The organism is Mucilaginibacter sp. OK283 (genome assembly GCF_900110415.1).
In the GTDB taxonomy this organism is placed as follows: Bacteria; Bacteroidota; Bacteroidia; order Sphingobacteriales; family Sphingobacteriaceae; genus Mucilaginibacter.
The window spans coordinates 175994-201472 of the sequence record NZ_FODR01000007.1 but is presented as its reverse complement, the minus strand read 5'-3'; the positions used below and the strand labels follow the sequence as shown (position 1 = coordinate 201472).

The 25479-nt window shown below is 40.9% G+C and carries 23 protein-coding genes; 20 read left to right on the top strand and 3 right to left on the bottom strand.

Features of this window, described 5'->3' with window-relative positions; genetic code table 11:
• Nucleotides 1-6 precede the first annotated feature (6 nt).
• The 3 genes from BMX56_RS17480 to BMX56_RS17470 all read left to right on the top strand — a co-directional run bounded on the left by BMX56_RS17480 (nucleotide 7) and on the right by BMX56_RS17470 (nucleotide 1115).
• Nucleotides 7-396 carry a DoxX family protein gene (locus BMX56_RS17480; RefSeq protein ID WP_090650850.1) on the top strand — a complete coding sequence of 130 codons (390 nt, stop codon included), beginning with the start codon at nucleotides 7-9 and terminating at the stop codon, nucleotides 394-396.
• A 36-nt stretch (nucleotides 397-432) separates the two neighbouring features.
• Complete coding sequence (locus tag BMX56_RS17475; RefSeq protein ID WP_090650847.1) at nucleotides 433-654, top strand: hypothetical protein; 222 nt, start codon at nucleotides 433-435, stop codon at nucleotides 652-654.
• A gap of 68 nt (nucleotides 655-722) precedes the next feature.
• Nucleotides 723-1115, top strand: a complete 393-nt coding sequence (locus BMX56_RS17470) for a VOC family protein (RefSeq protein WP_090650843.1) — start codon at nucleotides 723-725, stop codon at nucleotides 1113-1115.
• A 106-nt stretch (nucleotides 1116-1221) separates the two neighbouring features.
• On the opposite strand, the gene BMX56_RS17465 is transcribed toward BMX56_RS17470, so the two are convergent.
• A complete protein-coding gene (locus tag BMX56_RS17465) occupies nucleotides 1222-1761 on the bottom strand; it encodes a DUF4199 domain-containing protein (protein WP_090650840.1) in 540 nt (179 codons plus the stop codon).
• Nucleotides 1762-1864: 103 nt separating this feature from the next.
• Nucleotides 1865-2332: a response regulator transcription factor gene (locus tag BMX56_RS30615; protein ID WP_274213488.1), complete on the bottom strand. Its 468-nt coding sequence runs from the start codon at nucleotides 2330-2332 to the stop codon at nucleotides 1865-1867.
• Between the two features lie 513 nt (nucleotides 2333-2845).
• On the opposite strand from BMX56_RS30615, the gene BMX56_RS17450 reads away from it, so the two are divergent.
• The 11 genes from BMX56_RS17450 to BMX56_RS17400 all read left to right on the top strand — a co-directional run bounded on the left by BMX56_RS17450 (nucleotide 2846) and on the right by BMX56_RS17400 (nucleotide 15457).
• Nucleotides 2846-3232, top strand: a complete 387-nt coding sequence (locus tag BMX56_RS17450; RefSeq protein ID WP_090650835.1) for a response regulator — start codon at nucleotides 2846-2848, stop codon at nucleotides 3230-3232.
• Nucleotides 3213-4298, top strand: a complete 1086-nt coding sequence (locus BMX56_RS17445) for a sugar transferase (RefSeq protein WP_090650833.1) — start codon at nucleotides 3213-3215, stop codon at nucleotides 4296-4298. The genes BMX56_RS17450 and BMX56_RS17445 overlap by 20 nt, the downstream gene beginning before the upstream one ends.
• Nucleotides 4299-4302: 4 nt before the next feature.
• Entirely contained in the window at nucleotides 4303-4983 is a 681-nt protein-coding gene (locus BMX56_RS17440; RefSeq protein WP_090650830.1) for a TolC family protein, read from the top strand.
• A gap of 2 nt (nucleotides 4984-4985) precedes the next feature.
• Nucleotides 4986-7145: a GumC family protein gene (locus BMX56_RS17435; RefSeq protein ID WP_090650828.1), complete on the top strand. Its 2160-nt coding sequence runs from the start codon at nucleotides 4986-4988 to the stop codon at nucleotides 7143-7145.
• Between the two features lie 217 nt (nucleotides 7146-7362).
• Nucleotides 7363-8883, top strand: a complete 1521-nt coding sequence (locus BMX56_RS17430; RefSeq protein WP_090650825.1) for an O-antigen ligase family protein — start codon at nucleotides 7363-7365, stop codon at nucleotides 8881-8883.
• Nucleotides 8884-8887: 4 nt separating this feature from the next.
• Nucleotides 8888-9502, top strand: coding sequence for an acyltransferase (locus BMX56_RS30610; RefSeq protein WP_090650823.1), 615 nt, complete (start codon nucleotides 8888-8890; stop codon nucleotides 9500-9502).
• Between the two features lie 11 nt (nucleotides 9503-9513).
• The gene (locus tag BMX56_RS17420) at nucleotides 9514-10851 is read left to right on the top strand and encodes a lipopolysaccharide biosynthesis protein (protein WP_143065462.1); all 1338 of its coding nucleotides are present in this window, start codon (nucleotides 9514-9516) and stop codon (nucleotides 10849-10851) included.
• Between the two features lie 14 nt (nucleotides 10852-10865).
• Nucleotides 10866-12086: a glycosyltransferase family protein gene (locus BMX56_RS17415; RefSeq protein WP_090650815.1), complete on the top strand. Its 1221-nt coding sequence runs from the start codon at nucleotides 10866-10868 to the stop codon at nucleotides 12084-12086.
• 52 nt (nucleotides 12087-12138) lie between these two features.
• The gene (locus BMX56_RS17410) at nucleotides 12139-13338 is read left to right on the top strand and encodes a glycosyltransferase family 2 protein (RefSeq protein WP_090650812.1); all 1200 of its coding nucleotides are present in this window, start codon (nucleotides 12139-12141) and stop codon (nucleotides 13336-13338) included.
• 23 nt (nucleotides 13339-13361) lie between these two features.
• Nucleotides 13362-14285, top strand: coding sequence for a glycosyltransferase family 2 protein (locus BMX56_RS17405; protein ID WP_090650810.1), 924 nt, complete (start codon nucleotides 13362-13364; stop codon nucleotides 14283-14285).
• On the top strand, nucleotides 14282-15457 hold the full coding sequence (locus BMX56_RS17400) for a glycosyltransferase family 2 protein (RefSeq protein WP_090650807.1): 1176 nt from the start codon (nucleotides 14282-14284) through the stop codon (nucleotides 15455-15457). Before BMX56_RS17405 ends, BMX56_RS17400 begins: the two co-directional genes overlap by 4 nt.
• Nucleotides 15458-15615: 158 nt before the next feature.
• Here BMX56_RS17400 and BMX56_RS17395 read toward each other — a convergent pair whose 3' ends face one another.
• Entirely contained in the window at nucleotides 15616-16341 is a 726-nt protein-coding gene (locus BMX56_RS17395) for a glycosyltransferase family 2 protein (protein ID WP_090650804.1), read from the bottom strand.
• Nucleotides 16342-16423: 82 nt separating this feature from the next.
• Here BMX56_RS17395 and pbpC point away from each other — a divergent pair, with 82 nt between their 5' ends.
• The 6 genes from pbpC to BMX56_RS17365 all read left to right on the top strand — a co-directional run bounded on the left by pbpC (nucleotide 16424) and on the right by BMX56_RS17365 (nucleotide 25470).
• Entirely contained in the window at nucleotides 16424-18814 is a 2391-nt protein-coding gene (gene pbpC, locus BMX56_RS17390) for a penicillin-binding protein 1C (protein ID WP_090650803.1), read from the top strand.
• Nucleotides 18815-19036: 222 nt separating this feature from the next.
• Nucleotides 19037-19750, top strand: coding sequence for a 3'-5' exonuclease (locus BMX56_RS17385; protein ID WP_090650801.1), 714 nt, complete (start codon nucleotides 19037-19039; stop codon nucleotides 19748-19750).
• On the top strand, nucleotides 19750-21462 hold the full coding sequence (locus BMX56_RS17380) for an ABC transporter ATP-binding protein (RefSeq protein WP_090650798.1): 1713 nt from the start codon (nucleotides 19750-19752) through the stop codon (nucleotides 21460-21462). The genes BMX56_RS17385 and BMX56_RS17380 overlap by 1 nt, the downstream gene beginning before the upstream one ends.
• A gap of 351 nt (nucleotides 21463-21813) precedes the next feature.
• A complete protein-coding gene (rnr, locus tag BMX56_RS17375) occupies nucleotides 21814-23952 on the top strand; it encodes a ribonuclease R (protein ID WP_090650795.1) in 2139 nt (712 codons plus the stop codon).
• Between the two features lie 104 nt (nucleotides 23953-24056).
• A complete protein-coding gene (locus BMX56_RS17370; protein WP_090651070.1) occupies nucleotides 24057-25031 on the top strand; it encodes a polyprenyl synthetase family protein in 975 nt (324 codons plus the stop codon).
• A gap of 13 nt (nucleotides 25032-25044) precedes the next feature.
• A complete protein-coding gene (locus BMX56_RS17365; RefSeq protein ID WP_090650792.1) occupies nucleotides 25045-25470 on the top strand; it encodes an energy transducer TonB in 426 nt (141 codons plus the stop codon).
• The last annotated feature ends 9 nt before the right edge of the window (nucleotides 25471-25479 follow it).

The window sequence follows — 25479 nt, the reverse complement described above, 5'->3', positions numbered from 1 at the left end:
AATTTTATGAAAATCGCTGTAATTATTGTACGCACACTGGTAGCACTAATGTTTTTGTTTGCATCGGTAACCTATTTTGCCATGGTTTACTTTCATGCATTTACCATGCCTCCTGTAACAGGCAATATGAAAGTTTTTAACGATGGATTGGAAGCCTCGGGTTATTTAATGCTGCTTATAAAGATAACCGAATTGGTTTGCGCGCTGCTTTTATTATTTGGCAGGTACGTTGCACTCGCTTTAGTAGTTTTATTCCCGGTAATGGTAAATATTGTTTTAGTGAATGCATTTTTATCGCCATCGGGGCTTACTATGGTTATACCATTGCTGGCAGGCGTATTATTCCTGGCCTATACGCAACGGGAAAAATATGCTCCATTATTTACCGCAAAATAAACAACACATGCACACGGATTAAAAAATCAAGCTGTTATGACGGTAGAAGTTTTTAAAACCAATGTAAACAGGCGTAAATATGCCAAAGCATTATTGGTCGAAATCCACAAGACCTTTGCCGGCTATCATGCAAATTTCGATCTGGACGATTGCGATAACATATTGCGGGTGCAATGCAACAGCGGAACCATATGCGCTAATACGATGATACTTTTTTTAAAACGCTTTGGCTATCGGGCCGAAGTATTAACGGATTAACTTCAATACGCAAACAAAATCCGCTACGGTTAATTATTATAATAACGTTATAATAAAAGGAGAACATCATGTTAAAAGATAGCAAAGCATTCAGCGGCTTTTCGGTAAATGATATCGGGAAAGCAAAGGAGTTTTACGGCAAAACATTGGGACTGGAAGTAAAGGATGATACCGCAATGCCGGGCATATTGCACCTGGAAATTTCAGGCGGCAACGCAATTGTAATATATCCAAAACCCAATCATGAGCCAGCCACTTTTACTATACTTAACTTCCCGGTACCCGATGTAGAAAAAGCTGTAGATGAATTAACAGTGCGCGACGTTAAATTTATAGTTTACAATGAAGAGAACTTCAAAACCAATGAAAAAGGCATATTTACAGCTGGTGGCCCTACGATAGCGTGGTTTAATGACCCGGCAGGCAATATCCTGTCGGTTATTGAAGAAGCTAAAGGCTAAAGCTGCAAACCATGGAATTTGGTTAAAATAGCCCGAAGTCGTAAGCCCGGAGTCGTAAGAAAAAAGAGTTAAGCTGACTTAGTACTTATAACTTCGGGCTTACGGCTTAACCGGCAGTCAAAATATTGTTTGTGTGCTTCTTTTTTAATATTAATGCGGCAATAACGGCTATAACTAAGCCTACGGGCAATATTTCCACATAAGTAAATAACATTATAAAAATTGGGTTCTTATACATTTGCTTATATGAATCCATTTTTGCAGTCTCATCGCTCAGTTCTTTTGCGCTTGCTCCGGCGGCCTTAGCTTCGGCAAGCACCTGGGTTGCATACCTTTCCATAAAATCGGGCATAAAGTTGTAGTAAATTATCAGCCAGCTAACTACATAACAGGTAGATGCGATAAGCGCGATGTAAAGCCCTATCATAAACCCTTTCCCAAAAGTTATCTCGCCGCCGTTATATTTATCCCGGTAGTTTTTAACAGCTACAAATATCATGGAAAAAGCAATAAGCATGGTAGCATATCCTAAGTACATGCTGCCATTGGTGTGCCCATTGGCATAACACATTGCCATGGTAACAGCCATCAAACCGGATACTATTGCACCTGCAATTAATCCAAAAACGATTACATTTTTTTTCATTGTTTCAAGTTTAAATTTCTGGTACAAATTTGGGGCTTTGGGTTTGCAACGCGGTCATACTTTAGGGTGATTTTGCTTAAATCATACCAAAGTACCAATATTATCACGCAATGATACCCAGTTTCTTAGCTTTATCAACGGCCTGGGTACGGCGCTCAACTTCCAGCTTTTCAAACAAACGCGACGAATGTGTTTTAACCGTATTTAAAGATAAAAATAAGCGGGCGGCAATCTCCTGGTTACTTAAGCCATCGGCCATTAACTGCAACACCTCCATCTCGCGCTTACTTAAATTAAGTTGGGTTAACGCGGTTTCGTTTAAAACAAAATTATCATTGGCATAAATATAAACCTCTTTTTCAACTTGTATAGTTTTAACTTTCGGCGAACTTAATTTTAATGCCAGCCAGATGCCAAGGGAAGTAAAAACAACGGCGATGGCGCCAATATAAATCTCGAATGCATGATCTATTAAAATAAACCGGTATTCCAGCCATTTCATTAAAAACAGCAGTACAGCCAGCGAACCACCATACATGATGATATGCTTATTTTTTGAAAACTTATTCACGGCCTTTTAATGTTGCTTATTGCCAAAAATATAAAATATGCCGATAAAATATCCCCCTGCCCATTAAACTCCTACTTAATTGAACAGGTCGCGTCAGGAAATTTTTTTCCCATTTTAAAAGCGGTCTCCCAAAGTGGGAAAAAATTCCTCAACAGCAGGACATATTTGGCCATAATAATTCAAATACAACCATAGCAATCCTTTAATTAAAACGAACAAGATAAATAATGGGCTTGTTAACAAATAAAAACATTATTGGTGCTTATGGTAAATTTTTTATCCGTATTTTCGGTACAGTAATTGTCAAAGTGCACATAAACTGGTTAATCAGCATTGGTTTTTTGGGAATATCAGTAAAAAACGGAACATTAAACCTCTTTTTAACGTATACCTGATCATTTTGCAAACCAATAAAAAATATAGGAATTTGTATATAATTAAAGCCATACAGGCCCCTGAAATTATTAGTTTACGTGTTTTAACCGCTTTAAAGCTGATTCCCAAATTAATCATATGAAGAAAACGTTACTAATTGTCGATGACGATTTAAGCATATTAAAGTTACTTAGTTTTATACTCTCAAAAGATTACAACTGTGTTGTTAAGAACAACGGCATTGAGGCTTTTAGCTGGCTGGAAGAAGGGCACCTGCCCGACCTGATCCTTTCTGATCTTCAAATGCCTTACTTTGATGGTCAGTCATTTGCTAAAAATGTAAAAATAAGTGGTTTTTACCGCGATATCCCGGTATTGCTGTTGTCTGCAGCACATGACCTGGATGAGCAGGTGAGCAATATGCCATTCAAAATTGACGCTTACATGCACAAACCTTTTAAGCCGAACGAACTCAAATCAGCAATTAACCAACTTCTACAAGTTTATGAATCGACAAACGTCTGATTGGAACGAAAATTCCGGCTCGCACATCAGGATCGCTTACGCGGGGTTGGAATTAAAAGACCTCATATTAAGCGGCCTTAATAATTTTAACATTATTTGTAATGATACTATCACACAGCTTGATGTTTATCTTGGTGAGCAATCTATATTAACCGTACCAGACATTATCCTGATAGAGATCGATACCGAAGGCAAATGCTTTGCGCTGGTTGAATCGATAAAAAGAAGCTTTTTACTTAACGGGTCTATTATTGTTCTGCTGTCAACCAAAAACGATAAAAACCTTAAGCAAAAGGCGCTTCAATTAAGAGTGCACGATTATTACAGCGTCCCGTTTTCTGTTGATGACTTGCGCGAAAGGCTTAATTTTCTGGTAACTTTTAAGCTGATAAAACCAAAGCTTCTTGAGCTATCAAAAGAGGTTGATACCACGTACAAGATGCCTTTGGGAAAACGTATTATCGACCTGATTATATCGTGCTCAATGCTTTTCTTCCTGTCGCCCATTTACCTGCTTGTAGCCATAGCGATTAAATTGGATTCAAAAGGCCCGGTATTTTACAAGAGTAAGCGCGTTGGTACGGGATACAAGGTGTTTGATTTTTATAAATTCAGATCGATGCGTACCGATGCCGATCAGTTATTGGCCAAGCTATCTACCGAAAGCAACCAATATGCCAATGAAGGCGGCGCCGGCAAAGCAGCTTTTGTAAAAATAAAAAACGACCCGCGCATTACCAGGCTCGGTAATTTTTTGCGCAACTCCAGCCTCGACGAGCTTCCGCAGCTTTTTAACATCCTCAGGGGCGATATGTCGGTAGTAGGTAACCGTCCTTTACCTGTTTACGAAGCGGAAATGCTTACATCTAATGAGTGGTCGATGAGGTTTTTGGGCCCGGCTGGCCTTACCGGCTTATGGCAGATAAGCAAACGGGGAAAAGAAGACATGTCTGAAAGAGAAAGAAAAAAACTGGATAATTTTTATGCCCAAAAGTATTCTATTTGGTTAGATTTACGGATAATTGCCGGTACCATACCGGCCCTCTTTCAAAAAGAAAAAGTATAAATTAATGAACAGAAATATAGTAATAACTTGCTTTTTGATATCCATTACACTGTTTTCCAGGCAGGTACACGCCCAGGAAACTTTCATAAATACTGTAAACATGACATACCTGGATAAGCTGATAGCAACAGCAAAAAAGAATTATCCGGAAGTAAAATCAAGGCAAAGCCAGGTTAAAATAGCCCGCAGCACGTACAATCAAACAAAATTTGCCTGGCTGGATGGCTTGACGGCTTCGTACATTTACAGTCCGCAAAATTTAGTTAACCAGGCCAAACCAAGCATATTCAAAGGGTATCAGTTAGCAATAACGCTTAATATAGGCCAATTACTTAGAAATCCGGCCAATACAAACGTTGCAAGCGAATCCCTTAAAATAGCACAGTACCAGCAGGCAGAGTATATGCTTAGCCTTGAAGCGCAGGTAAAAAGAAGTTATTTTACTTATTTGGCGGCTATGGCCGAATTAAGGCTTCGCTCGGGGGCGGTAACAGATGCCGGCACTGCCGTTAAGCAGCTTAAATATGCCTTTCAAAAGGGAGAGACTACATTCCAGATATATAATGAACAACTAACTACGTATTACAATCAAAATGCGTTTATGTTGCAGGCAGAATTAGCCACCTGGACGGCCAAAACAAATCTGGAAGAGCTATTAGGAATTAAACTGGAAGACGTAAAATAAAGATGGAGTTAAGCTTTTTTTTTAAACTCATAAAAAAATACCGGTTAATACTCATTTTTATACCGCTTATAACGGGTATAGGGACATTTTTTTTGGTTAAAAAGCTGCCCGACACCTATATTTCACATGCGCAAATTGCTACAGGGATAATTGATGCATCGCGGCACTTGCTGGATAAAGACGCGAACGCAAGCATGCAGGCACAACAGGCTTTCAGCGAATTTAGCAACCTGATGGCTATTATGAAGCTTAAGCGGATAGTGAGCCAGGTATCCTACTCGCTAATTATACATGACCTTAAGTATCCGGCCTACCCCTACAGCAAACCAAGCAAAATGCTTGCAGAAATGGCCGAATACGAGCGCGATGCCGCATTAAAGTTTTTTGAATACAAATTTAATCACTTTGAACCGCTGCAGCTTTATAACAAACAGGAACTTGTTATGAACGACCTGTTGCACTCGATGAAATATGATGATGCATCTTTACGCAAGAACCTGATTATTTACAGGGATGAGGATAGTGATTTTATAACTATAACTTATGATTCGGCCAACCCGCAATTGTCTGCAGATGTGGTTAATATATTATGTACGCAGTTTATTAACTACTATACCCAGGCGGTAAAGAAAAACCAATCAAACGCCGTTTCATTTTTATCCGATTTACTTGTTCAAAAAAGGACCGCCCTTCGCGAAAAAACGGCGCAGCTACAACAATACAAAATAGATAACGGGATAATAAACCTTGAAGAGCAGTCGAGGGCTATTTTTAGCCAGATAATTAGCTACAATGATAAAAAGCAGGATGCCGAAAAAGAAATTGCATCTTACGATGGGACGCTAAAAAAGATTGACAGCAGGTTTGATCCCGGCGACAGAAAATATTTCGAGTCGGTATCAAGCAAAATTAACCAGACTATTACCGCAACCCAGGATGAACTTCATAACACTCAAAACAGGTATATCCGCAGTAATTACGATCCTAAATATAAACCCGCCCTTGATTCGCTTCAAAAATCATTATCGGCTCAAATAAATATCTCATCAGACCAATATATTACCAATCCGCTTACACATAAAGACGAATTGGTTAAGCAAAAACTGGGCCTTGAAATAGCACGCGACCTGGCCAAATATGGCCTGCAATCTATTAATGCCGAACTGGCCAAACTGAACGCCAAATTTGCAAGCCTGGTGCCGTTTGATGCCAAGGTAAAAACTTACGATTTTGACATCAACATTGCCAGCCAGGAATACCTTGACGTGTTGAATAAATACAATGCTACCAACCTTAAATCAAATTTCAACATCGAGCTGATACAGGTGGAGAAAGCCGAGCCTGAAGCCCCGCAACCATCCAAAAAGATGCTATTGATAGTTATAAGCGTTGTGGTAACGCTTTTTGGGTGCGTGTTTGTGTTGTTCCTGATGTTTTATTTTGATAATACTATAAAGGAGCCTGCCGAACTTGTTAATAAAACCCAGTTGCCATTACTTGGCTATCTAAACAGGATACCTGGCACCGACCTTGACCTCAGGAAACTTTGGGATATTGAAAACCGGGATAAAATGCAACAATACAAAGATTTGCTACGATCTGTAAGATTTGAAATTGACCAGGAATTACGTGGAGAAAAAATTGTGGCCGTTACCAGTTTAAGTGCCCATGAGGGTAAAACACTTTTTGCTGCAAGCCTGGCCTACTCCTATGCCATGATCAATAAAAAGGTTTTATTAATTGATGGAAACTTTGAGCGGCCGGATTTAACAAATGCACTGCACCCGTTGTTGTTTTTAGAGGATTATTTTAAAGACAATCCGCACAGCAGTATCGAAATAAACAGCAGCGTAGCTACTACGCTGGGCAACCATGGCAATGATGTTACGTTGCTGGAAATTGCCGACGAAGCCTTTATTAAAAACCGCTTTGACGATTTAAAGTCAAAATACGATATTATTATTATTGATACAGCCCCGCTAACAGCGTTAAATAAATCAAAAGAATGGCTCCTGTTTGCTAATAAAACTATTGCCATTTTTGAGGCAAATAAAGAACTGACCAATGCACAAAAACCTCACCTGGTATTTTTAAAGACGCTGGGCAGCAAATTTGGCGGGTGGGTGCTTAATAAAACAACTGCAAATAAAAAGAGAACATAACCCTGTGTAAGGCATTTGCCGGTTTATTTTCCAACCAGGGAAATTTTAGCTTTAGTAGTATTATGAGAATAGATCCCATTGAAGCAAAGCGAAACCCATTTGAAGATTTAACACCGCTTCAAAACAAGTCGCGCAAAGCGGCAATCACAATAGCCTTTATCGGCGTATTTGTATGGGCAATTAAAATTTTGTTTTTGTAAACCTTTGGCCATAGCAGATGCAGCGCGAAACAACCAACAATACTAACGTGAACGAAGCATTTGGAAAAAGGCTGCTGCACCAAAAGTTTTCAAACCCGTTTGTGCTTATATTTTTAGTACTCGCCGCGTTGTTTGTAAGCGTTGTTGTTTATAAGCTTGGCATTATTGGCGCAGGCGCCATTATGGCCCTTATTGCAGGCGTACCTATTTTGATTGGTATTGTTGCCTATCCAAAATTTGGGGTAACGGTACTTATAGTAGCGTCGTTTTTTATCAACTACATTTCGGAATTTTTGCCCGCACAGGTACCTATAGGCACTTTACTTGATGCTATAACCTATTTGCTTATCCTGGGCTTTTTTATCAAACAAAAAAGCGAAAACGACTGGAGTTATTTTAAAAACCCAATCAGTATTGTAATTATATTGTGGCTGATATACAACCTGCTTGAGGTAGCCAACCCATCTGCTGCATCGGTGCTGGCCTGGATTTATACTGTACGTACAGTTGGCTTTATTATGCTCATGTATTTTGTGTTTGTTTATCACATTCGTACGGTTGGTTTTATAAAATATTTGTTTAAGCTGTGGCTTGTGCTCGATGTTATTGCCGCCATTTCGGCATTTCAACAGGAGAAATTTGGTTTTCTATCGTTTGAAAAAAAATGGCTTTACTCCGATCCGCAGCGCGTAAGTTTGTTGTTTATAAACGGCCACATGCGCAAATCGGGTATTTTTTCTGATCCGGTTACATTCTCCTATAACATGGTTATTGGCGCCTTACTTTGTATCGCGCTCATCATGAGCAATATAGATATCCGCAAAAAAATAATCCTGGGCTGTATGGCCATATTTTTTCTCACCGTGATGCTTTATTCGGGCACCAGGGCCGCTTACGTTTTGTTGCCGGCCTCATTGCTTATTTTGGCTGTGCTGAATTTTAACCGCAAGGTACTTATCGGCACCCTTGTTGCCGGCTTAATACTTGCTTTTTTGATTGTAATGCCCACTTCAAACCCGGCGATAAAAAGGTTCCAATCGGCTTTTAGCCCATCTAAAGATGCATCGTATAATGTGCGGGCCGAAAATCAAAGAAAAATAAAGCCATATATATTATCGCATCCAATAGGTGGCGGTCTGGGGTCGGTGGGTGTTTGGGGCCGGCGCTTCGCCCCCAATTCTATGCTGGCCAAATTTCCGCCCGACAGCGGATACGTACGCGTAGCTGTCGAGATGGGCTGGATAGGCCTTCTGTTGTTTTGTACCCTGTTTTTTGTGGTATTAAAAAACGGTATTAATTTCTTTTTCCTGATTAAAAACCCCAGGCTTAAAAACTACTGCATGGCCATGGTGCTGGTTATATTTGCTTTTAACATAGGCAATTTTCCGCAACAGGCCATTGTACAATATCCATCCAATATTATTTTTTACTTATCTATTGCCATTATTGTTGCCTGCATGCGGTTAGACCTGGAACAACAAAAAGCCATAGTAACCGGTAGTAATCCAAATACAACAGCATTAACCGAATTGAATTGAGCCGATGTCGATAATAACCACCATAAAAACAAACCCAAGGTTAAAAAAATTAGTTCACTGGATGCTGATACCAACCGGCGAATCGAGGCCAAGGCGTTGGGTACGCTGGTTTATTACGCCATTTTATTATCCGCGCGGCAAAGGGGCAGTGGTAAGGTACTATGCGCGGCTGGATGTTTTTCCATTTAACAAATTCTCGTTAGGCAGTAAAAGCATTATCGAAGATTTTGCAACCATCAATAATGGTGTTGGTGATGTTATCATAGGCAACAATTGCGGCATCGGTATCAGTAATGTAATCATTGGCCCGGTTACCATGGGCAATTATGTAATGCTGGCCCAAAACATTGTTATTTCGGGCTTAAACCACGGGTACGAAGATGTAACACTTCCTCCGCGGGCGCAAAAAGTAGTTACCAAACCAATAATCATTCAGGATAATGTTTGGATTGGGGCCAATTGCGTGGTCACCGCGGGCGTAACTATTGGCAAGCACGCTATAATTGGCGCGGGCAGCATTGTCACCAAAAATATACCCGATTATTCGGTAGTGGTAGGCAACCCGGCAAAAGTTATAAAAAAATACAATTTCACAACAAATTGTTGGGAAAAGGCGTAACAAAACAAAGCATGCGGTTTATACAAAAGCTTATTAATAAGCATACACTTTCGTTAGCAAGCAACGCTATTATGCCTGTTTTGGGTATGGCCATACTGGGTTTAATGGCACGCCATCTTTCGAAAGCCGACTTTGGCGATTACATATTTTTCCTGGTGGTATTTAACCTTGCCGATACGTTCAGGACCGGCTTTTTACAGACATCACTTATAAAATACTATGCCGGCGCCAGCCCGCAAAGGGCAGCGAACATAGCAGGATCTGCCTGGTATATTGGTTTAACTATAGTAGTTACTTTTGGGTTAGGTAATTTATTATTGTTTTTTATTCTTTCGTACACAGGCGCAAACCCTAATATGTTCCTGATAACAAAATGGCTTGGCATCGTTTATCTATGCTCGCTTCCAACTACAATAACCACCTGGATATTACAAGCCGAACAACGTTTTGACAGGCTGTTTTTGGTGCAGTTAATTAACCAGGGCGGCTTTTTTCTTTTTATATTATTGCTTATTTTATCTGGTTATATCAGTTTACAAAATTCAATTTATTGCTATTGCTTAAATAGTATTATCAGCAGCTTACTTGCAATTTTTACCGGCTGGTCAAAAATAAAAGCAATGGGTAGTAAAAGCTGGGCATCAATAAAAGAGATGGCACACTTTGGCAAATATAGTGTTGGCACATCAATCAGTTCCTATTTGCTGCGCAGTTCAGATACCATTATCATTAAAATGATGTTCCCGCCTCAATTACTGGCCGTATATTATATCCCGCAAAGGCTGATGGAAATATTTGAGATCCCCTTAAGGGCCTTTATCGCTACGGCATTGCCTGTTATGTCGGCCTCGGTACATCGCGACGACAAAAAGCATGTAGCCTATATTATGAAAAAATACGCAGGAATGCTTACAATCGCCCTGATACCTGTAGCTATACTCTCCTTTTTACTGGCCGACCTTATTATTGGCCTATTATTTGGCAGCAGTTACCAGCACTCTGATGCCGGCAACATTTTCAGGATATTCATGTGTTTTGTTATGCTGCTTCCTATTGATAGATTTTTTGGGATAACATTGGATATTATCGGGAAACCGCAATTAAATATGATAAAAGTCTTTATCATGTTAACCATCAATGTATTTGCCGATTTTGCCGGGATATTCATTTTTCATAATTTATATGGCGTGGCCATAGCATCAATTTTTACTTTCTTTTCGGGGGCTATTTTTGGTTACTGGGCCCTTAAAAAGCATTTACAGTTTTCTGTTAAGGACATGTTTTATTTAGGATATCTTGAACTGAACGAACTTATCAGTACATCGTATAAAAAAATCAGGAACAGGTAAACAGGCAATTTAGTATGGAGCTTAGGAACCGTAATATCATCATATTTTCACAGATGCAGTTTGATGGCCGCCTGGAATCAACAAACTACACTTTGGCAAAGTACCTGGCTAAAAACAATAACGTATACTATGTAGACAGGCCCTTTACCTGGAGGGATTATGTGAAGTATAAAGATACACCGGCTTTTAAAATCAGAAAGCCGCATTTCTTCTCCCCTTCCGATAGCATTATCCAAACAGAGATACCCAACCTTAAAATAGTGATTTGCCCGCCGGTGCCATCTATTAATATGCTGCCCGAAGGGAAAATATATCGCCTGGCCGTAAGAATGAATGAATTGATTGTTGCCTCACGATTAAAAAAGGTAATAAAACAATTTAGCATCAACGATTACATTTACATCAACTCCTACAACTACACCTACCCCAACTTTCATGATTTAATAAAGCCATTACTTACGGTTTACCATTGCGTCGATCCGCTGATTGAGGTTTACCAAACCAGGCATGGTTTAATATCCGAAGACATTATTGTTAAAAAAGTAGACCTGGTAATTTGCACCAGCAAAGAATTAACAAACAAAAAGCTTAAGTTAAATCATAACTCACATCTTATTCCAAACGCGGCAAACATTAACCATAGCCAAAAAGCGCTCGACCCGGAGTTGCCTGTCGCAGCGGTTTTATCGGGTATTGGCAAACCAATAATAGGATACTTTGGCAATATTGAGCGCCGGGTTGATTATAATTTGCTTAAAGAATTATTAGACCAAAACCCGGACAAGAATTTCGCTTTTGTAGGTCCCGTGGATAGTAATTATGCCGATATGTCGGTATTTGAACGGCCCAACGCTTTTTTAACGGGAGCAGTGCCTTATGAGCAAATGCCCGCGGTTTTAAAAGGTTTTGATGTAGCTATTATTCCTTTCAAAAAAGATGAGGTAAGCAGTTCTATATTCCCCTTAAAACTTTTTGAATACCTTGGCTCGGGCAAACCAACGGTATCATCTAACTTTAATACCGATTTAAAAGAATTTACAAAGGATACTGTTGCTTATTGCAAAACTGCCGGAGAATTTACCATCGCCATAAACGAGGCTTTAAATGATACGCCTGAATTGCAGAAAAAAAGACTTGCAGTGGCCGCCGAAAACACATGGGAACACAGGGTTGTTGAAATAGAGAAACTTTTGGCACTAAATTTAGAGCTTAAGCTTAAAGCGATAAATCAATAATAACGCAACTTTTTTATTAAAATACAGTAAAAGTTATAAAACATAATAAACAATGGAGATCATTAAGTTTGTTGCTTCGGTAATCATGTGGGCGGCTTTTATATACCTGGGGGTATATTGCCTGTACCTTTTTATCTTCTCGGTTTTAGGGAAACTGGTACCTATAAAATATCCTCCCGTTGCTACTTCATTAAGCAAATTTGTTATCTACATCTGCGCTTACAAAGAAGATGAAATTTTATTAAATTCTGCAGCGAACGCCTTAACGCTTGATTACCCTACCGATAAATTCCATGTATGTGTCATAGCCGATTCGCTGAAGCCCGAAACTTTGGTAAAGCTAAGGCAGATGCCATTGCAGGTTGTTGAAGTGTTTTTTGAAAACAGCACCAAATCAAAAGCGCTGAACAAAGCCATTGAAAATACGGTGCCCGGATTTGACGCGGCCATAGTTTACGATATCGACAACGTTGCAGCGCCCGACTTTTTGTACCAGATAAACAACTACCTGCAGGCAGGCGAAAAGGTGGTACAAGGCCACAGAATAGCCAAAAACAGCAATACCAAGGTAGCCGTGCTTGATGGTATAAGTGAAGAGATTAACAACCACATTTTCAGGAAGGCGCAACGGGTGTTTAACCTTTCGGCGGCTATTATTGGTTCGGGAATGGCGCTGGAATATAGCTTATTCAAGACAACCATGGGCCAGATTGACGCTGTTGGCGGCTTTGATAAAGAAATGGGCCTGATACTTACCCGCCAGAAAATTGGCGTTGCCTATGCCGAAAAAGCATATGTATATGATGAGAAGGTAAGCAACCCCGAAGTATTTAAAAAACAGCGTAAAAGATGGCTTTCGGCCCAGTTTAACCTGTTACGTAAATACGGCATGAGCGGCTTTAGTGAATTATTTTTGCGGGGCAACTTTGATTATTTTAACGAAATATACCAAATGTCGATACTACCGAGGGTGCTGATGCTGGGATTGATGCCTTTTATGTTATTCATTTCCTTATTCCTGTGGTGGTTAACGCCGGGTATAGGGCCGTCGTGGCAATTGTGGGCGCTTGCAACCCTATGCTGCTATGCCGGCATTCTGGCTGCCATACCAGGCCCCTACTTTAACATCCAATTACTGAAAGCCGCGCTTAAGCTGCCGCTGATATTTTTCACTATGTTGTTGTTGTTATTTAAGTTAAAGGGCGCCAACAAAAAATTTATACATACCACACATGACCATACTGCCGCTTAGTAGTAGGTACATTAACAGCATAGATGAAAAAAGTATCTGTTGTAACCGTAAACTTTAACCAGCCGGCAGTTACCGAAGAGTTACTGTCATCCATAAAAAAAACGAATACCTACGCCAGGCTGGAGATAATTGTGGTTGACAATGCCAGCAAAATAAACCCGGTGCCCGGGTGGCTGGTAAAGTACCCAGATATCAAATCTATCCGGTCGGATGCTAACATGGGTTTTGCGGGTGGTAATAACCTGGGCATTAAACAGGCCACGGGAGATTATATTTTCCTGGTTAACAACGATACCGAATTTACACCGGGGCTGATAGATGGCCTGGTAGACACTTTGGAAACATTTGATGATGTAGGTATCATTTCGCCCATGATAAAATATTACAGCGACAAGGGTTTAATTCAATACGCCGGCTATACGCCCATGGATTATTATACATGCCGCAATAGTTGTATTGGGTTAAGGCAAAAAGACCAGGGGCAGTTTAATCATATTATTGGGCCAACAGCCTACTGCCATGGTGCGGCCATGATGATTAAAAAAGAAGCCATTGACAAAGCCGGGCTCATGGCCGAAAATTTTTTCCTGTACTATGAAGAGGTAGACTGGTGCGAGATGATCAAAAGAACAGGTTACCAGGCCTGGGTAAATACCGATGCATTGATTTATCATAAAGAATCGATATCCGTGGGCAAAAAAAGTAAGCTCAAGGAATATTTCATGAACCGCAACCGCATTTTGTTTACGCGGCGTAATGCCCCTGCTCACAAAAAAATATTTTTTTTTATTTATTTCCTGTTGCTGGTGGTGCCGCGCAACGTATTAGCTTATATAAAAAACAAAAATTACGCTTTTATACCCATGCTTTTTAAAGCAGTGTGGTGGAATCTTACCCATTCAAAAAACAGCAGCAACTTAGGTTATCCTATAAATACTATAGCATGAAAATAATTTTACTGTTAAGCCTCATTATTGTATTTTACACATTTGCAGGATACGGCATTCTTTTATACTTTATCATTAAACTGAAAAGAATAGTGAGAGGGCCTAAAAAGCCGGTAGGCGAAAACCTGGACGCACTCCCTACCTGTACCCTGGTTGTGGCGGCGTATAATGAGGAGTTTTTTATAAAAGAAAAAATTGCTAATAGCTTGCTGCTTAACTACCCAGTAGGCAAACTAAAAATTATTTTTATAACCGATGGCTCATCTGATAGCACGCCCGACATTATTGGCGGGTATCCCCAGATCCGGCTTTTGCATCAGCCGCAGCGCGCCGGCAAAATAGCTGCCGTTCACCGCGCAATGGAGTCTGTAGATACCGAGGCTGTAGTTTTTACCGATGCCAATACCTTTTTGAACAAAGATGCGCTGATAAAGATTTGCAGGCATTACACCGACCCAACCGTTGGCGCGGTGGCCGGCGAAAAACGTGTACATATTGATGAAAATGCCGATGCAAGCGCCGCCGGTGAAGGGTTTTACTGGAAATATGAGTCGGCACTTAAAAAGTGGGATTCTGAATTATATTCGGTTGTTGGCGCGGCAGGCGAACTGTTCAGCGTAAGGCGGTCACTTTATTTACCGGTACCGGCCGATACGGTATTGGATGATTTTATGATATCTATGCTGATCGCCGAAAAAGGCTACCGCATTGTTTATGAACCCGAAGCCTACGCCACCGAAACCGCATCCGCAAATGTAACTGAAGAATTAAAACGGAAAATCCGCATAGCTGCCGGAGGTATGCAATCCATATTGCGGTTAAAAAGTTTGTTTAATCCTTTCCCCTACCCAATCCTGTCGTTCCAGTACATTAGTCACCGGGTATTGCGGTGGACGGTGACCCCCTTCCTGCTCATCCTGTCTTTTATTTTAAATGTGGTACTTACTTGTGAACCCGGCGCAACCGGATGGCAGTTACTGCTGTTTGCCCAGGTGCTATTTTACATGTTGGCATTTTTAGGTTATATTATGGAGAAAAAGCAGTTGCGCATAAAGGTATTGTTTATCCCTTATTATTTCTGTGTGATGAACTACGCTGTATTAGCCGGCATCATCAGGTATTTTACAACCACACAAAGTGCTGTTTGGGAAAAAGCCCAACGCCGCCAATAACAATTATTGATGATGTTTTAATAAGTCGGCAGCATTTAAATTGATTCTAAAAACCGTGTAAGCATTGTTTGCAAAAAAAACGCACAAAAATTGTATTTTTTTGAAATAAACTTATCAAAAAATGTGTGATTTGTGCATTCTACTACTATTTTTTAAAGCTATTTACTTTTAAACAGCCCGTATTTTAGTATACAGTATATAGCTCTCACGCCATCCTTCCACCCTATTTTCTTTCCTTCTTCATAAGTACGGCCATAGTAAGAAATCCCCACTTCATAAATTCGGATTTTAGGCACCCTGGATATTTTGATGGTAACCTCGGGCTCAAACCCAAAGCGTTTTTCGGTAAGGGGGATGGCCTGTATCAGCTTGGTATCAAACAGTTTATAACAGGTTTCCATATCCGTAAGATTAAGGTTACTAAACATGTTTGATGCAAAGGTTAGCCACCTGTTGCCTATGGTATGCCAAAAAAACAAAATACGGTGCGGATTGCTCCCCATAAACCTGGATCCGTAAACAACATCAGCAAAGCCGTTTATTACTGGTTTCAGCAAATCGTTATATTCAGCCGGATCGTACTCTAAATCAGCATCTTGTATTATAAGATATTCACCGGTTGCTTTTGAGATACCGGTGTGCAGGGCTGCCCCCTTGCCCTTATTTACATCGTGTTTAAAGTACTGGATATTTACATCCGTGTTGGATTGTTGGTATGAACTAATGGCAAGTTCCGTGTGGTCTGTTGAACAGTCGTTTACAATAATAACTTCTTTTTGGATATCATTAGTCAGGTTAACCGCTTTAATTTTATTCAAAATTAAATGTATGGTGTTACCTTCGTTATAAGCCGGGATAATAATTGAAAGTTTTTGTATGCCCATTATCGTTGTTTATCAAAAAATCCGGTTTCGGATATGGTAGTGATATAAAGCTTAGTTATATCTTTATTGAAAATATTATTTAATGCAAACTGTGTTAAAACGGATAAAAATCTGCTTAAAAAAACCAAAAGTAATATTTCTGCTTGTATTCCTGTTCGTTTTAACCGTGTTGTTTTGGTTTTGTTTGCCAAAACCATTATTTAAAAACCCTACTTCGTACGTAATTGACGATAATCAGGGTCAATTACTCGGTGCATCTATAGCAAAAGACGGCCAATGGCGTTTTCCCTATAATGATAGCGTACCAGAAAAATTCAAACAATGTATCATTGCTTTTGAGGATAAACGTTTTGAAAACCACCCTGGCTTTGATATTCTTGCTTTTGGGCGCGCTATCAAACAAAATCTGAGCTCAAAAAAAATAACCAGCGGCGGCAGTACCCTTACTATGCAGGTAATAAGGCTGGCTACCAAACACAAGCGCAACATCTGGAATAAGTTACTGGAAATTTTTATGGCGCTCCGGCTCGAACTCACCTACAGCAAAAAGGAAATATTAGCCCTTTATACCAGCAATGCGCCATTTGGCACCAATGTTATTGGCCTGGATGCTGCCTCCTGGCGCTATTTCGGTCGCAGCCCCGATAAACTTTCCTGGGGCGAAATGGCAGCAATGGCGGTATTGCCCAATGCGCCGTCATTAGTACATCCCGGCAGGAACAGGCAAACATTGCTGAACAAAAGAAATAGGTTGCTTAACAGATTATATAAGCAGGGTGTTATTGACAGTATAACGGCCGAATTGGCAAAACTGGAACCCGTTCCTGAAAGGCCCATGCCGCTGCCATCCCTTGCCCCTCATTTATTACAACGTTTTAAAAACGATTATGATGCCAAGCCGGTGGGCGATACCCGTATTCGTACAAGTATTCGTTCGGGGCTACAGCAACAAGTCAACGATATTTTGGAGCAACATCACCAGGTTTTAAAAGCAAACGACATTAACAATATAGCCGCTATTGTGCTGGATGTTGAAACCGGCGAAACACTGGCTTATGCCGGTAATATTACCCATCATGAAGACCCACAAATGGAAAGCGATGTAGATGTGATTGATGCCCCGCGCAGCCCCGGAAGTACGCTAAAACCACTATTGTATGCTTCCGCAATACATAATGGGTTGATATTGCCTAACAGTTTACTGCCAGACGTACCAACATTAATAGCCGGCTACCACCCGGAAAATTTCGACATGGGGTATGATGGCGCTGTACCTGCATCAAAGGCTTTGGCAAGATCACTGAACATACCAGCCGTAAAACTACTGCAGCAGTATAAATTCGAGAAATTTTACGACTTTTTGCACAAAATTGGCATCACCACCCTATCCAAACCGGCAAATCATTATGGATTATCGCTGATATTGGGCGGCGGCGAAAATACGCTTTGGGAACTTACAGGCGCTTATGCGGATATGGCCAGGGTGCTTAATCACTATGATAAATACAATGGTAGTTACGATCCTGAGGATTTTCATAACCCTGTTTATAATAAACAGGATATTAAGAAAGCTGATCTGGAAAAATCGGGCCTGCTTGATGCGGCTTCTATCTATAGTACTTTCCAAGCCATGGAAGAAGTGATGAGGCCGGGTGAAGAAATGCTATGGCAGCAATTTAGTTCAAGCCAGCGCGTGGCCTGGAAAACAGGGACAAGCTTTGGCTTTCGGGATGGTTGGGCCATTGGTGTTACACCAAGGTACGTGGTGGGTGTTTGGGTTGGTAATACCGATGGCGAAGGCAGGCCGGGTTTAACCGGTATTAACGCCGCTGCCCCTGCCCTGTTCGAGATTTTTAGATTACTGCCTGCATCAAAAGACTGGTTTGCAATGCCAACCGGCGAAATGGTAAAAATTGACGTTTGCAGGCAAAGCGGCTATCGTGCCGGGCAATACTGCCAGGATATTGACCAGGTGCTGGTTCCTAAAACCGGCTTAAGGGCACCTGTTTGCCCTTATCACCAGCTTATTCATCTGTCTGCCGATGGGCAATACCAGGTAAATGGTAATTGCGAACCACCAGATCAAATGCTTAACAAAAAATGGTTTGTGCTGCCACCGTCTATGGAGTATTATTACAAATCCCGCAATTATCAATACCATGTACTTCCACCCTTCCGGGCAGACTGCGCCCAGACAGAGAATGGAAATACTATGGAGATAATTTACCCCAAGGATGGCGCAAAAATATACATCCCCCTTGAAGCCGATGGTGCCCGCGGACGGATGATTTGTAACGCAGCACACCGCTTGCCGGGCATGAAAATATTCTGGCACCTGGATGATCAGTATATGGGAACTACCAAAGATTTCCACCAGCTGGCTTTAAACCCGCCGCCAGGCAAGCATATACTTACCCTGGTTGATGGCAATGGTAATACCGTTAATATTGGATTTGAAATTTTGAGTAAGTAAGTGAGTGGTGAGTGGTGAGTGGTGAGTGGTGAGTGGTGAGTGGTGAGTGGTGAGTGGTGAGTGGTGAAAATTATTTCTGCGAAATAATTTTTAAAGTATTATCCCAGCTATCGAGCGATTTGTTACGCATTAATAAAATTACAAACGTATAACCTAAAACGTATCACGTAAAACCTATCAAACTAAAACATTCATTATATTGCTCCATAAAACTAACCCACGATGCTTGAGCAGTATGACCTGCATAATTTATTGGTAATTGATATTGAAACTGTGCCGCAATATGGTACACATGATGAAGTGCCTGAGCATTTTAAAAAGCTTTGGGAGGTAAAAACGCAATATCAGCGTAAAGATGAAACACCCGAAGAATATTACCAACGCGCGGGTATCTGGGCCGAATTTGGTAAGATAGTATGTATATCCGTTGGAGTTTTCACTAAGGGAAAAGAAAATATAGGTTTGCGGGTTAAATCGTTCGCGGGGCATAATGAAAAAGAATTGCTCATCAACTTTTCGGCTTTGTTGTTTAGCCAGCCTGCTAACCTGGTTTTGGTGGCCCATAACGGCAAGGAGTTTGATTATCCATATATCTGTAGGCGTTTGTTAATTAACGGGCTTCCTTTTCCGCCCCAGCTACAACTTGCAGGTAAAAAGCCCTGGGAAATTATCCACCTGGATACCATGGAGCTATGGAAATTTGGCGATTATAAAAATTACACCTCACTAAATTTGCTTACAGCCATTTTTGATATTCCTACCCCAAAAGACGACATTGACGGCAGCATGGTGGGGCACGTTTACTGGAACGAAAACCAGCTTGACCGGATTTGCATCTATTGCCAAAAAGATGTAGTTGCTACCGCCCAGCTGATAAGGCGTTATCGCGGCGAAGATTTAATAAAAGACGAGATGATAACTATAGTTGGCCAATAATGCTGAAAGTAAAAAATCTGGAGGTTAGTTTTAAAACGGGAGATGGCTTATTTAAAGCTGTAAAAAATATTTCCTTTAACTTACAAAAAGGCGAAACTATTGGAATTGTAGGTGAATCCGGTTCGGGTAAATCAGTTACCTCACTTGCTTTGATGCGGTTATTGGATGCGGATAAAACTGTTATTACCGGGGAGGTGCTTTTAAACGATAGTAGTTTGTGCAAACTATCCGAGGCTGATATGCGCGACATTCGGGGCAACCGTATGGCCATGATCTTTCAGGAGCCCATGACATCGCTTAATCCAGTGCTTACCTGCGGCTTCCAGTTAACCGAGGCTATCCGGCTACATTTGGGATTGGGCAAGGCCGAAGCAAAAAAGAAAACCATCGAACTTTTTAACGAAGTACAACTCCCCCGCCCTGAAGCTATTTTTGATAGCTACCCGCACCAAATTTCTGGTGGCCAAAAGCAACGGGTGATGATAGCTATGGCCCTATCCTGCAATCCGGAGATATTAATAGCCGATGAGCCTACCACCGCGTTGGATGTAACCGTACAGAAAACTATCATAGAATTACTGCTCTGCCTTAAAAAAGCACGCCAAATGAGCCTGATCTTCATTTCGCATGACCTGGGGGTTATTAAAGAAATTGCCGACCGGGTAATGGTGATGTATAAAGGCGAAATTGTTGAGGAAGCCAATACGCCCGACTTATTCGATCATCCCAGTCACCCATACACCAAAGGCTTATTAGCGTGCAGGCCATCACCAAATCAACATTTAAAGAAACTGCCGATAGTTGCCGATTTTTTTGATGCAGAAAATATCCAAAATAAATCATCGGTCACTATAGAAAACATCAGGACAATGTATCATTATCCTGATGCTGAAATAGAAGCAAGAAGGACACAGCTTTATACACAAGAACCTTTATTAAAGATTAGTCAACTCTCAACCTGGTTCCCGGTTAGTACGGGCTTGTTGGGCCTGTCAAAAAAAGTGGTTAAAGCTGTAAACAACGTAAGTTTTGAAGTTTACCCCGGCGAAACACTTGGCCTGGTTGGCGAATCGGGTTGCGGAAAAACAACGTTAGGCCGTACCATTTTAAGACTGATTGAGCCCACAGCCGGTAATATCAGTTTTGAAAATACAGATCTGCGCAGCTTAAAAAAGAACGACCTGCGCGAGATTCGCCGCAATATCCAAATCATTTTTCAGGATCCTTATTCATCTTTAAATCCCAAATTAACCGTCGGTCAATCCATCATGGAGCCTTTGCAGGTACACCAGTTTTATGCCAATAATATCAAACGCAAAAAACACGTATTGGAATTACTGGAACGGGTAAATCTGCTGCCCGAACATTTTAACCGTTACCCGCATGAGTTTTCAGGAGGCCAGCGGCAACGTATAGTGATAGCACGGGCACTGGCACTGCAACCTAAATTTATAATCTGCGACGAATCAGTGTCGGCGCTTGATGTGTCTGTACAGGCACAGGTGCTTAACCTGATACGCGAACTACAGCAGGAGTTTAAACTCACTTACATTTTCATTTCGCATGATCTTGCCGTTATTAAACACATATCCGACAGGATGATGGTAATGAATAAAGGCGAAATTATTGAAACAGGTTACCCCGATGATATTTATTACAGACCAAAGGAGAAGTACACCAGGAATTTGATTGCATCGATTCCGCAAGGGTAATAGCGAAGGGCAAACGCATCTAAGATGGGTTAACATAACTTAACACATTTCAGATATTTAATTTATAAATATCTGAAAATAAACATTTTATAATTTTACATGGTTAACATTAAATTGAGGTTTCCCGTAATTTAGCGTATATCTTAAGTTATGCAGTCTATCAATCCAAAAATTCGTGAAATTCGATAAATTTAGCCGGATTGTCAGGAATTCGTGTCTAACTCAAAAAATGGGCTCCCACTGATCGAGCAAATTCACTACCTCAAATTTAAAATCGATTTCCCTAACCCTGTCTTTTTCGCCTTCACCCCCAAACACCAAAAATCTGTATCTTAGCGCAAATACTTTTGTATGTCTAAAAAAAAGAAAAATAATTCTTCTATCGTTCAGGTACTCACCCAAATGGTACTTGATGTATTTGAACAAAACGGCAATACGCCACTTAATTATAAACAGGTTTCTGCAAAATTAAACGTCCGCGATCCCGAATCGCGCGAGATTATATTTGATATTCTAAAAGACGAGGCTTTTAAATCTGTACTGAAAGAGGTTTCGCCCGGCAAATTCCAACTACTTGAACTAAAAACATTTATGGAAGGCCGTGTCGATCTGACGAACGACGGCTCGGCATTTATAGTTACCGATGATGAGTTGGAAAGCGACATTTTTGTTGCCCCACGCAAGCTTCGCAATGCTTTGCATGGCGACCGCGTTAAAGTTTACGTATATGCCATTAGCAAAGGCAAACGTAAAGAAGGCGAGATCATCGAAATACTGCAGCGCGCCAAAATGGAATTTACAGGAATTGTAAAGCTATCTGAGCGCTTTGCATTTTTCATCCCGGATGACCGTAAAATGATGCATGACATTTTTATCCCGATGAGCGAGCTCAACGGTGCTAAAAATGGGATAAAAGCAGTTGCAGAAATTACCGACTGGCCGGCTGAGGCCAAAAACCCCATTGGAAGGATAAAACACATTTTAGGTGCACAGGGCGAGAATGACACCGAGATGAATGCCATCCTTGCCGAATATGGTTTTCCTTTATCCTTCCCGGCCGAGGTTGAACATGAGTCGGAGGAGATATCGGATGTGATCACCCCAGAAGAAATTGCCCGCAGAAGGGACTTCAGAGATATCACCACGTTTACTATCGATCCATTTGATGCCAAGGATTTTGACGATGCATTATCGTTTAAAATACTCGAGAATGGCAATTACGAAGTTGGTGTGCATATCGCCGATGTATCGCATTATATCATTCCGGATTCTGCCCTTGATAAAGAAGCATTTGATCGTGCTACCTCGGTTTACCTGGTTGATAGGGTTATCCCGATGTTGCCCGAACGCCTTTCAAACGGTTTGTGCTCGTTGCGCCCTAAAGAAGAAAAGCTATGTTTTTCGGCAGTTTTTGAACTGGACGAGAATGCATTTATCCAAACCGAATGGTACGGCAAAACCATCATTTACTCAGACAGGCGTTTTACGTATGAAGAAGTTCAGGAAGTAATAGAAAACAAAGAAGGCGATTTTAAAGACGAGATCCTTAAACTAAATGCCTTAGCTTATAAACTACGCGACCGTAAATTTAAAAACGGCGCCATCAGCTTTGAAACTACCGAGGTTAAATTTAAGCTTGATACAGCAGGAAAACCAACCGGTGTTTATGTAAAAGAACGTAAAGATGCCCATAAACTGATAGAAGATTTTATGCTATTGGCTAACCGTAAGGTTGCCGAGCATGTAAGTAAAATGGGCAAAGGAAAACACAAATATACCTTTGTTTATCGCGCACATGATTCACCTAAACCAGATGCATTAGCCAATTTTGCGCAATTTGCTGCCAGGTTTGGCTATAAGATAAACACTAAATCGGATAAAGAAACTGCTAAATCGTTAAACTTCCTGATGGAAGATGTGGAAGGCAAAAAAGAACAAAATGTACTTACCCAACTGGCCATCAGGTCGATGGCTAAGGCCATTTATACCACAAAAACCAGCAGCCACTATGGTCTGGCATTTGACCATTATACGCACTTCACCTCTCCTATTCGCCGGTACCCGGATGTAATGGTACACCGCCTGTTATTCCATTATTTAAACGGCGGACAATCGGTAAATGCAGAACATTACGAAAAGCTATGTTCCCACAGTTCGCAAATGGAAAAGAAAGCAGCTGATGCCGAACGCTCATCTGTTAAATACAAACAAGCAGAATACCTGCGCGACCAGGTTGGCAACACTTTTACAGGTATTATCTCGGGAGTTACAGAGTGGGGTATGTATGTCGAAATTATCGAAAATAAATGTGAGGGCATGATTCGCCTGCGCGATATATCCGATGATTTTTATACTTTGGACGAGAAAAACTATTGCATCATTGGTCAGCGTAAAAAGAAGATTTACCAGCTGGGCGATGAGGTAAAAATCAGGGTTAAAAACGTTGACTTGACCAAGAAGCAAATTGATTTTTCGTTAGTACAGGATTGATATTGAGTTGATTGGTTGATTGAGTTGGATTAAGTTGATTGGGTTTTGGTAACTCAATCAACTTAATCCAACTCAATCAACTTAATCAACTGTTAACTACAAAAATGAAACAACTTACAGAACTACATGCCATGGTGAGCAAGGCTGTAGACGAACTTACTTTTCCGGCATATCCTACCGATCTTTACGAACCTATAAGCTACATACTTTCGCTTGGCGGTAAGCGCTTGCGCCCTGCCCTGCTGCTAATGGCATGCGACCTGTTTGGAGGCGATGTGGAAAAAGCGATAGAGCCTGCCCTGGCCATCGAAGTGTTCCACAATTTTACACTGATGCACGATGACATTATGGATAAAGCTCCCTTGCGCCGCGGTAAAATTACAGTACACGAAAAATGGAACGCCAATGTAGCCATACTATCCGGCGATGCCATGATGGTAGAAGCTAACAAATTCATGATGAAGGTTGACGATGCTATTTTGCGCCGGGTAATGGATGTTTTTAACGAGACAGCCACAGGTGTATGCGAAGGCCAACAAATTGACATGAGCTTTGAGCAGCGCAACAATGTACAGATAGACGAATACGTGGATATGATTCGGCTTAAAACCGCTGTGTTATTGGGCGGCACTTTAAAAATAGGCTCTATTATAGGTGGCGCTACAGTAGGAGATGCGCAATTATTATACGATTTTGGCGTAAACCTGGGTATCGCTTTCCAGTTACAGGATGATATACTGGATGTTTACGGCGACCCGGAAAAATTTGGTAAGCAGGTTGGCGGTGATATACTATCCAATAAAAAAACATATCTGCTGATAAAGGCGCTTGAACTGGCAAAAGACAGCCAGGCAACCGAACTTGAAAAGTGGCTAAATCTTGAAGAATTTACTGCCTCCGATAAGGTTGCAGCGGTAACAGCTATTTACGACAGTTTGAACATCAGAAATTATGCAGAAGATGCGATGCAAACCTATGCAGAAATGGCTTTTAATGCCCTGGATCAGATCAATCTGTCGGAAGATCGCCGCCAGTATTTAAGACAGTTTGCCGATAATTTGTTGGTGAGGGAGTATTGATTATATTTAGGTTATGAAAAAGACATTATTTTTGGCAGCTATTATTCTGGTAGGATTTTCTGCAAACGCTCAAAAAGCAAAGCAGGACACCTCTCAAGTATACAACGAGGTTGATAAACTTCCGGAATTCCCTGGTGGTACGGAAGCGTTTAAAGCTTATGTCAACTCAAGTCTAAAAAAATCAAACAGAAAAGATACCTCCACAGGAATGGTAGTCGTAACTTTTGTAATTGAAAAAGATGGTAGTCCAACCAATCCAATTACTACCTTGAGTTTTAATCCTGAGGCAGATTCCATTGCAATCAAGATAGTGGGCAACAGCCCAAAATGGAAACCTGGCATCAATAATGGGAATAAAGTAAGAACAAAATTCTCCGTTCCTGTTAAATTTGGGGCGCCTACCGGCGGCCCTCCCGATATCAAAGAGCTAAAGAATTAATGAGATAAA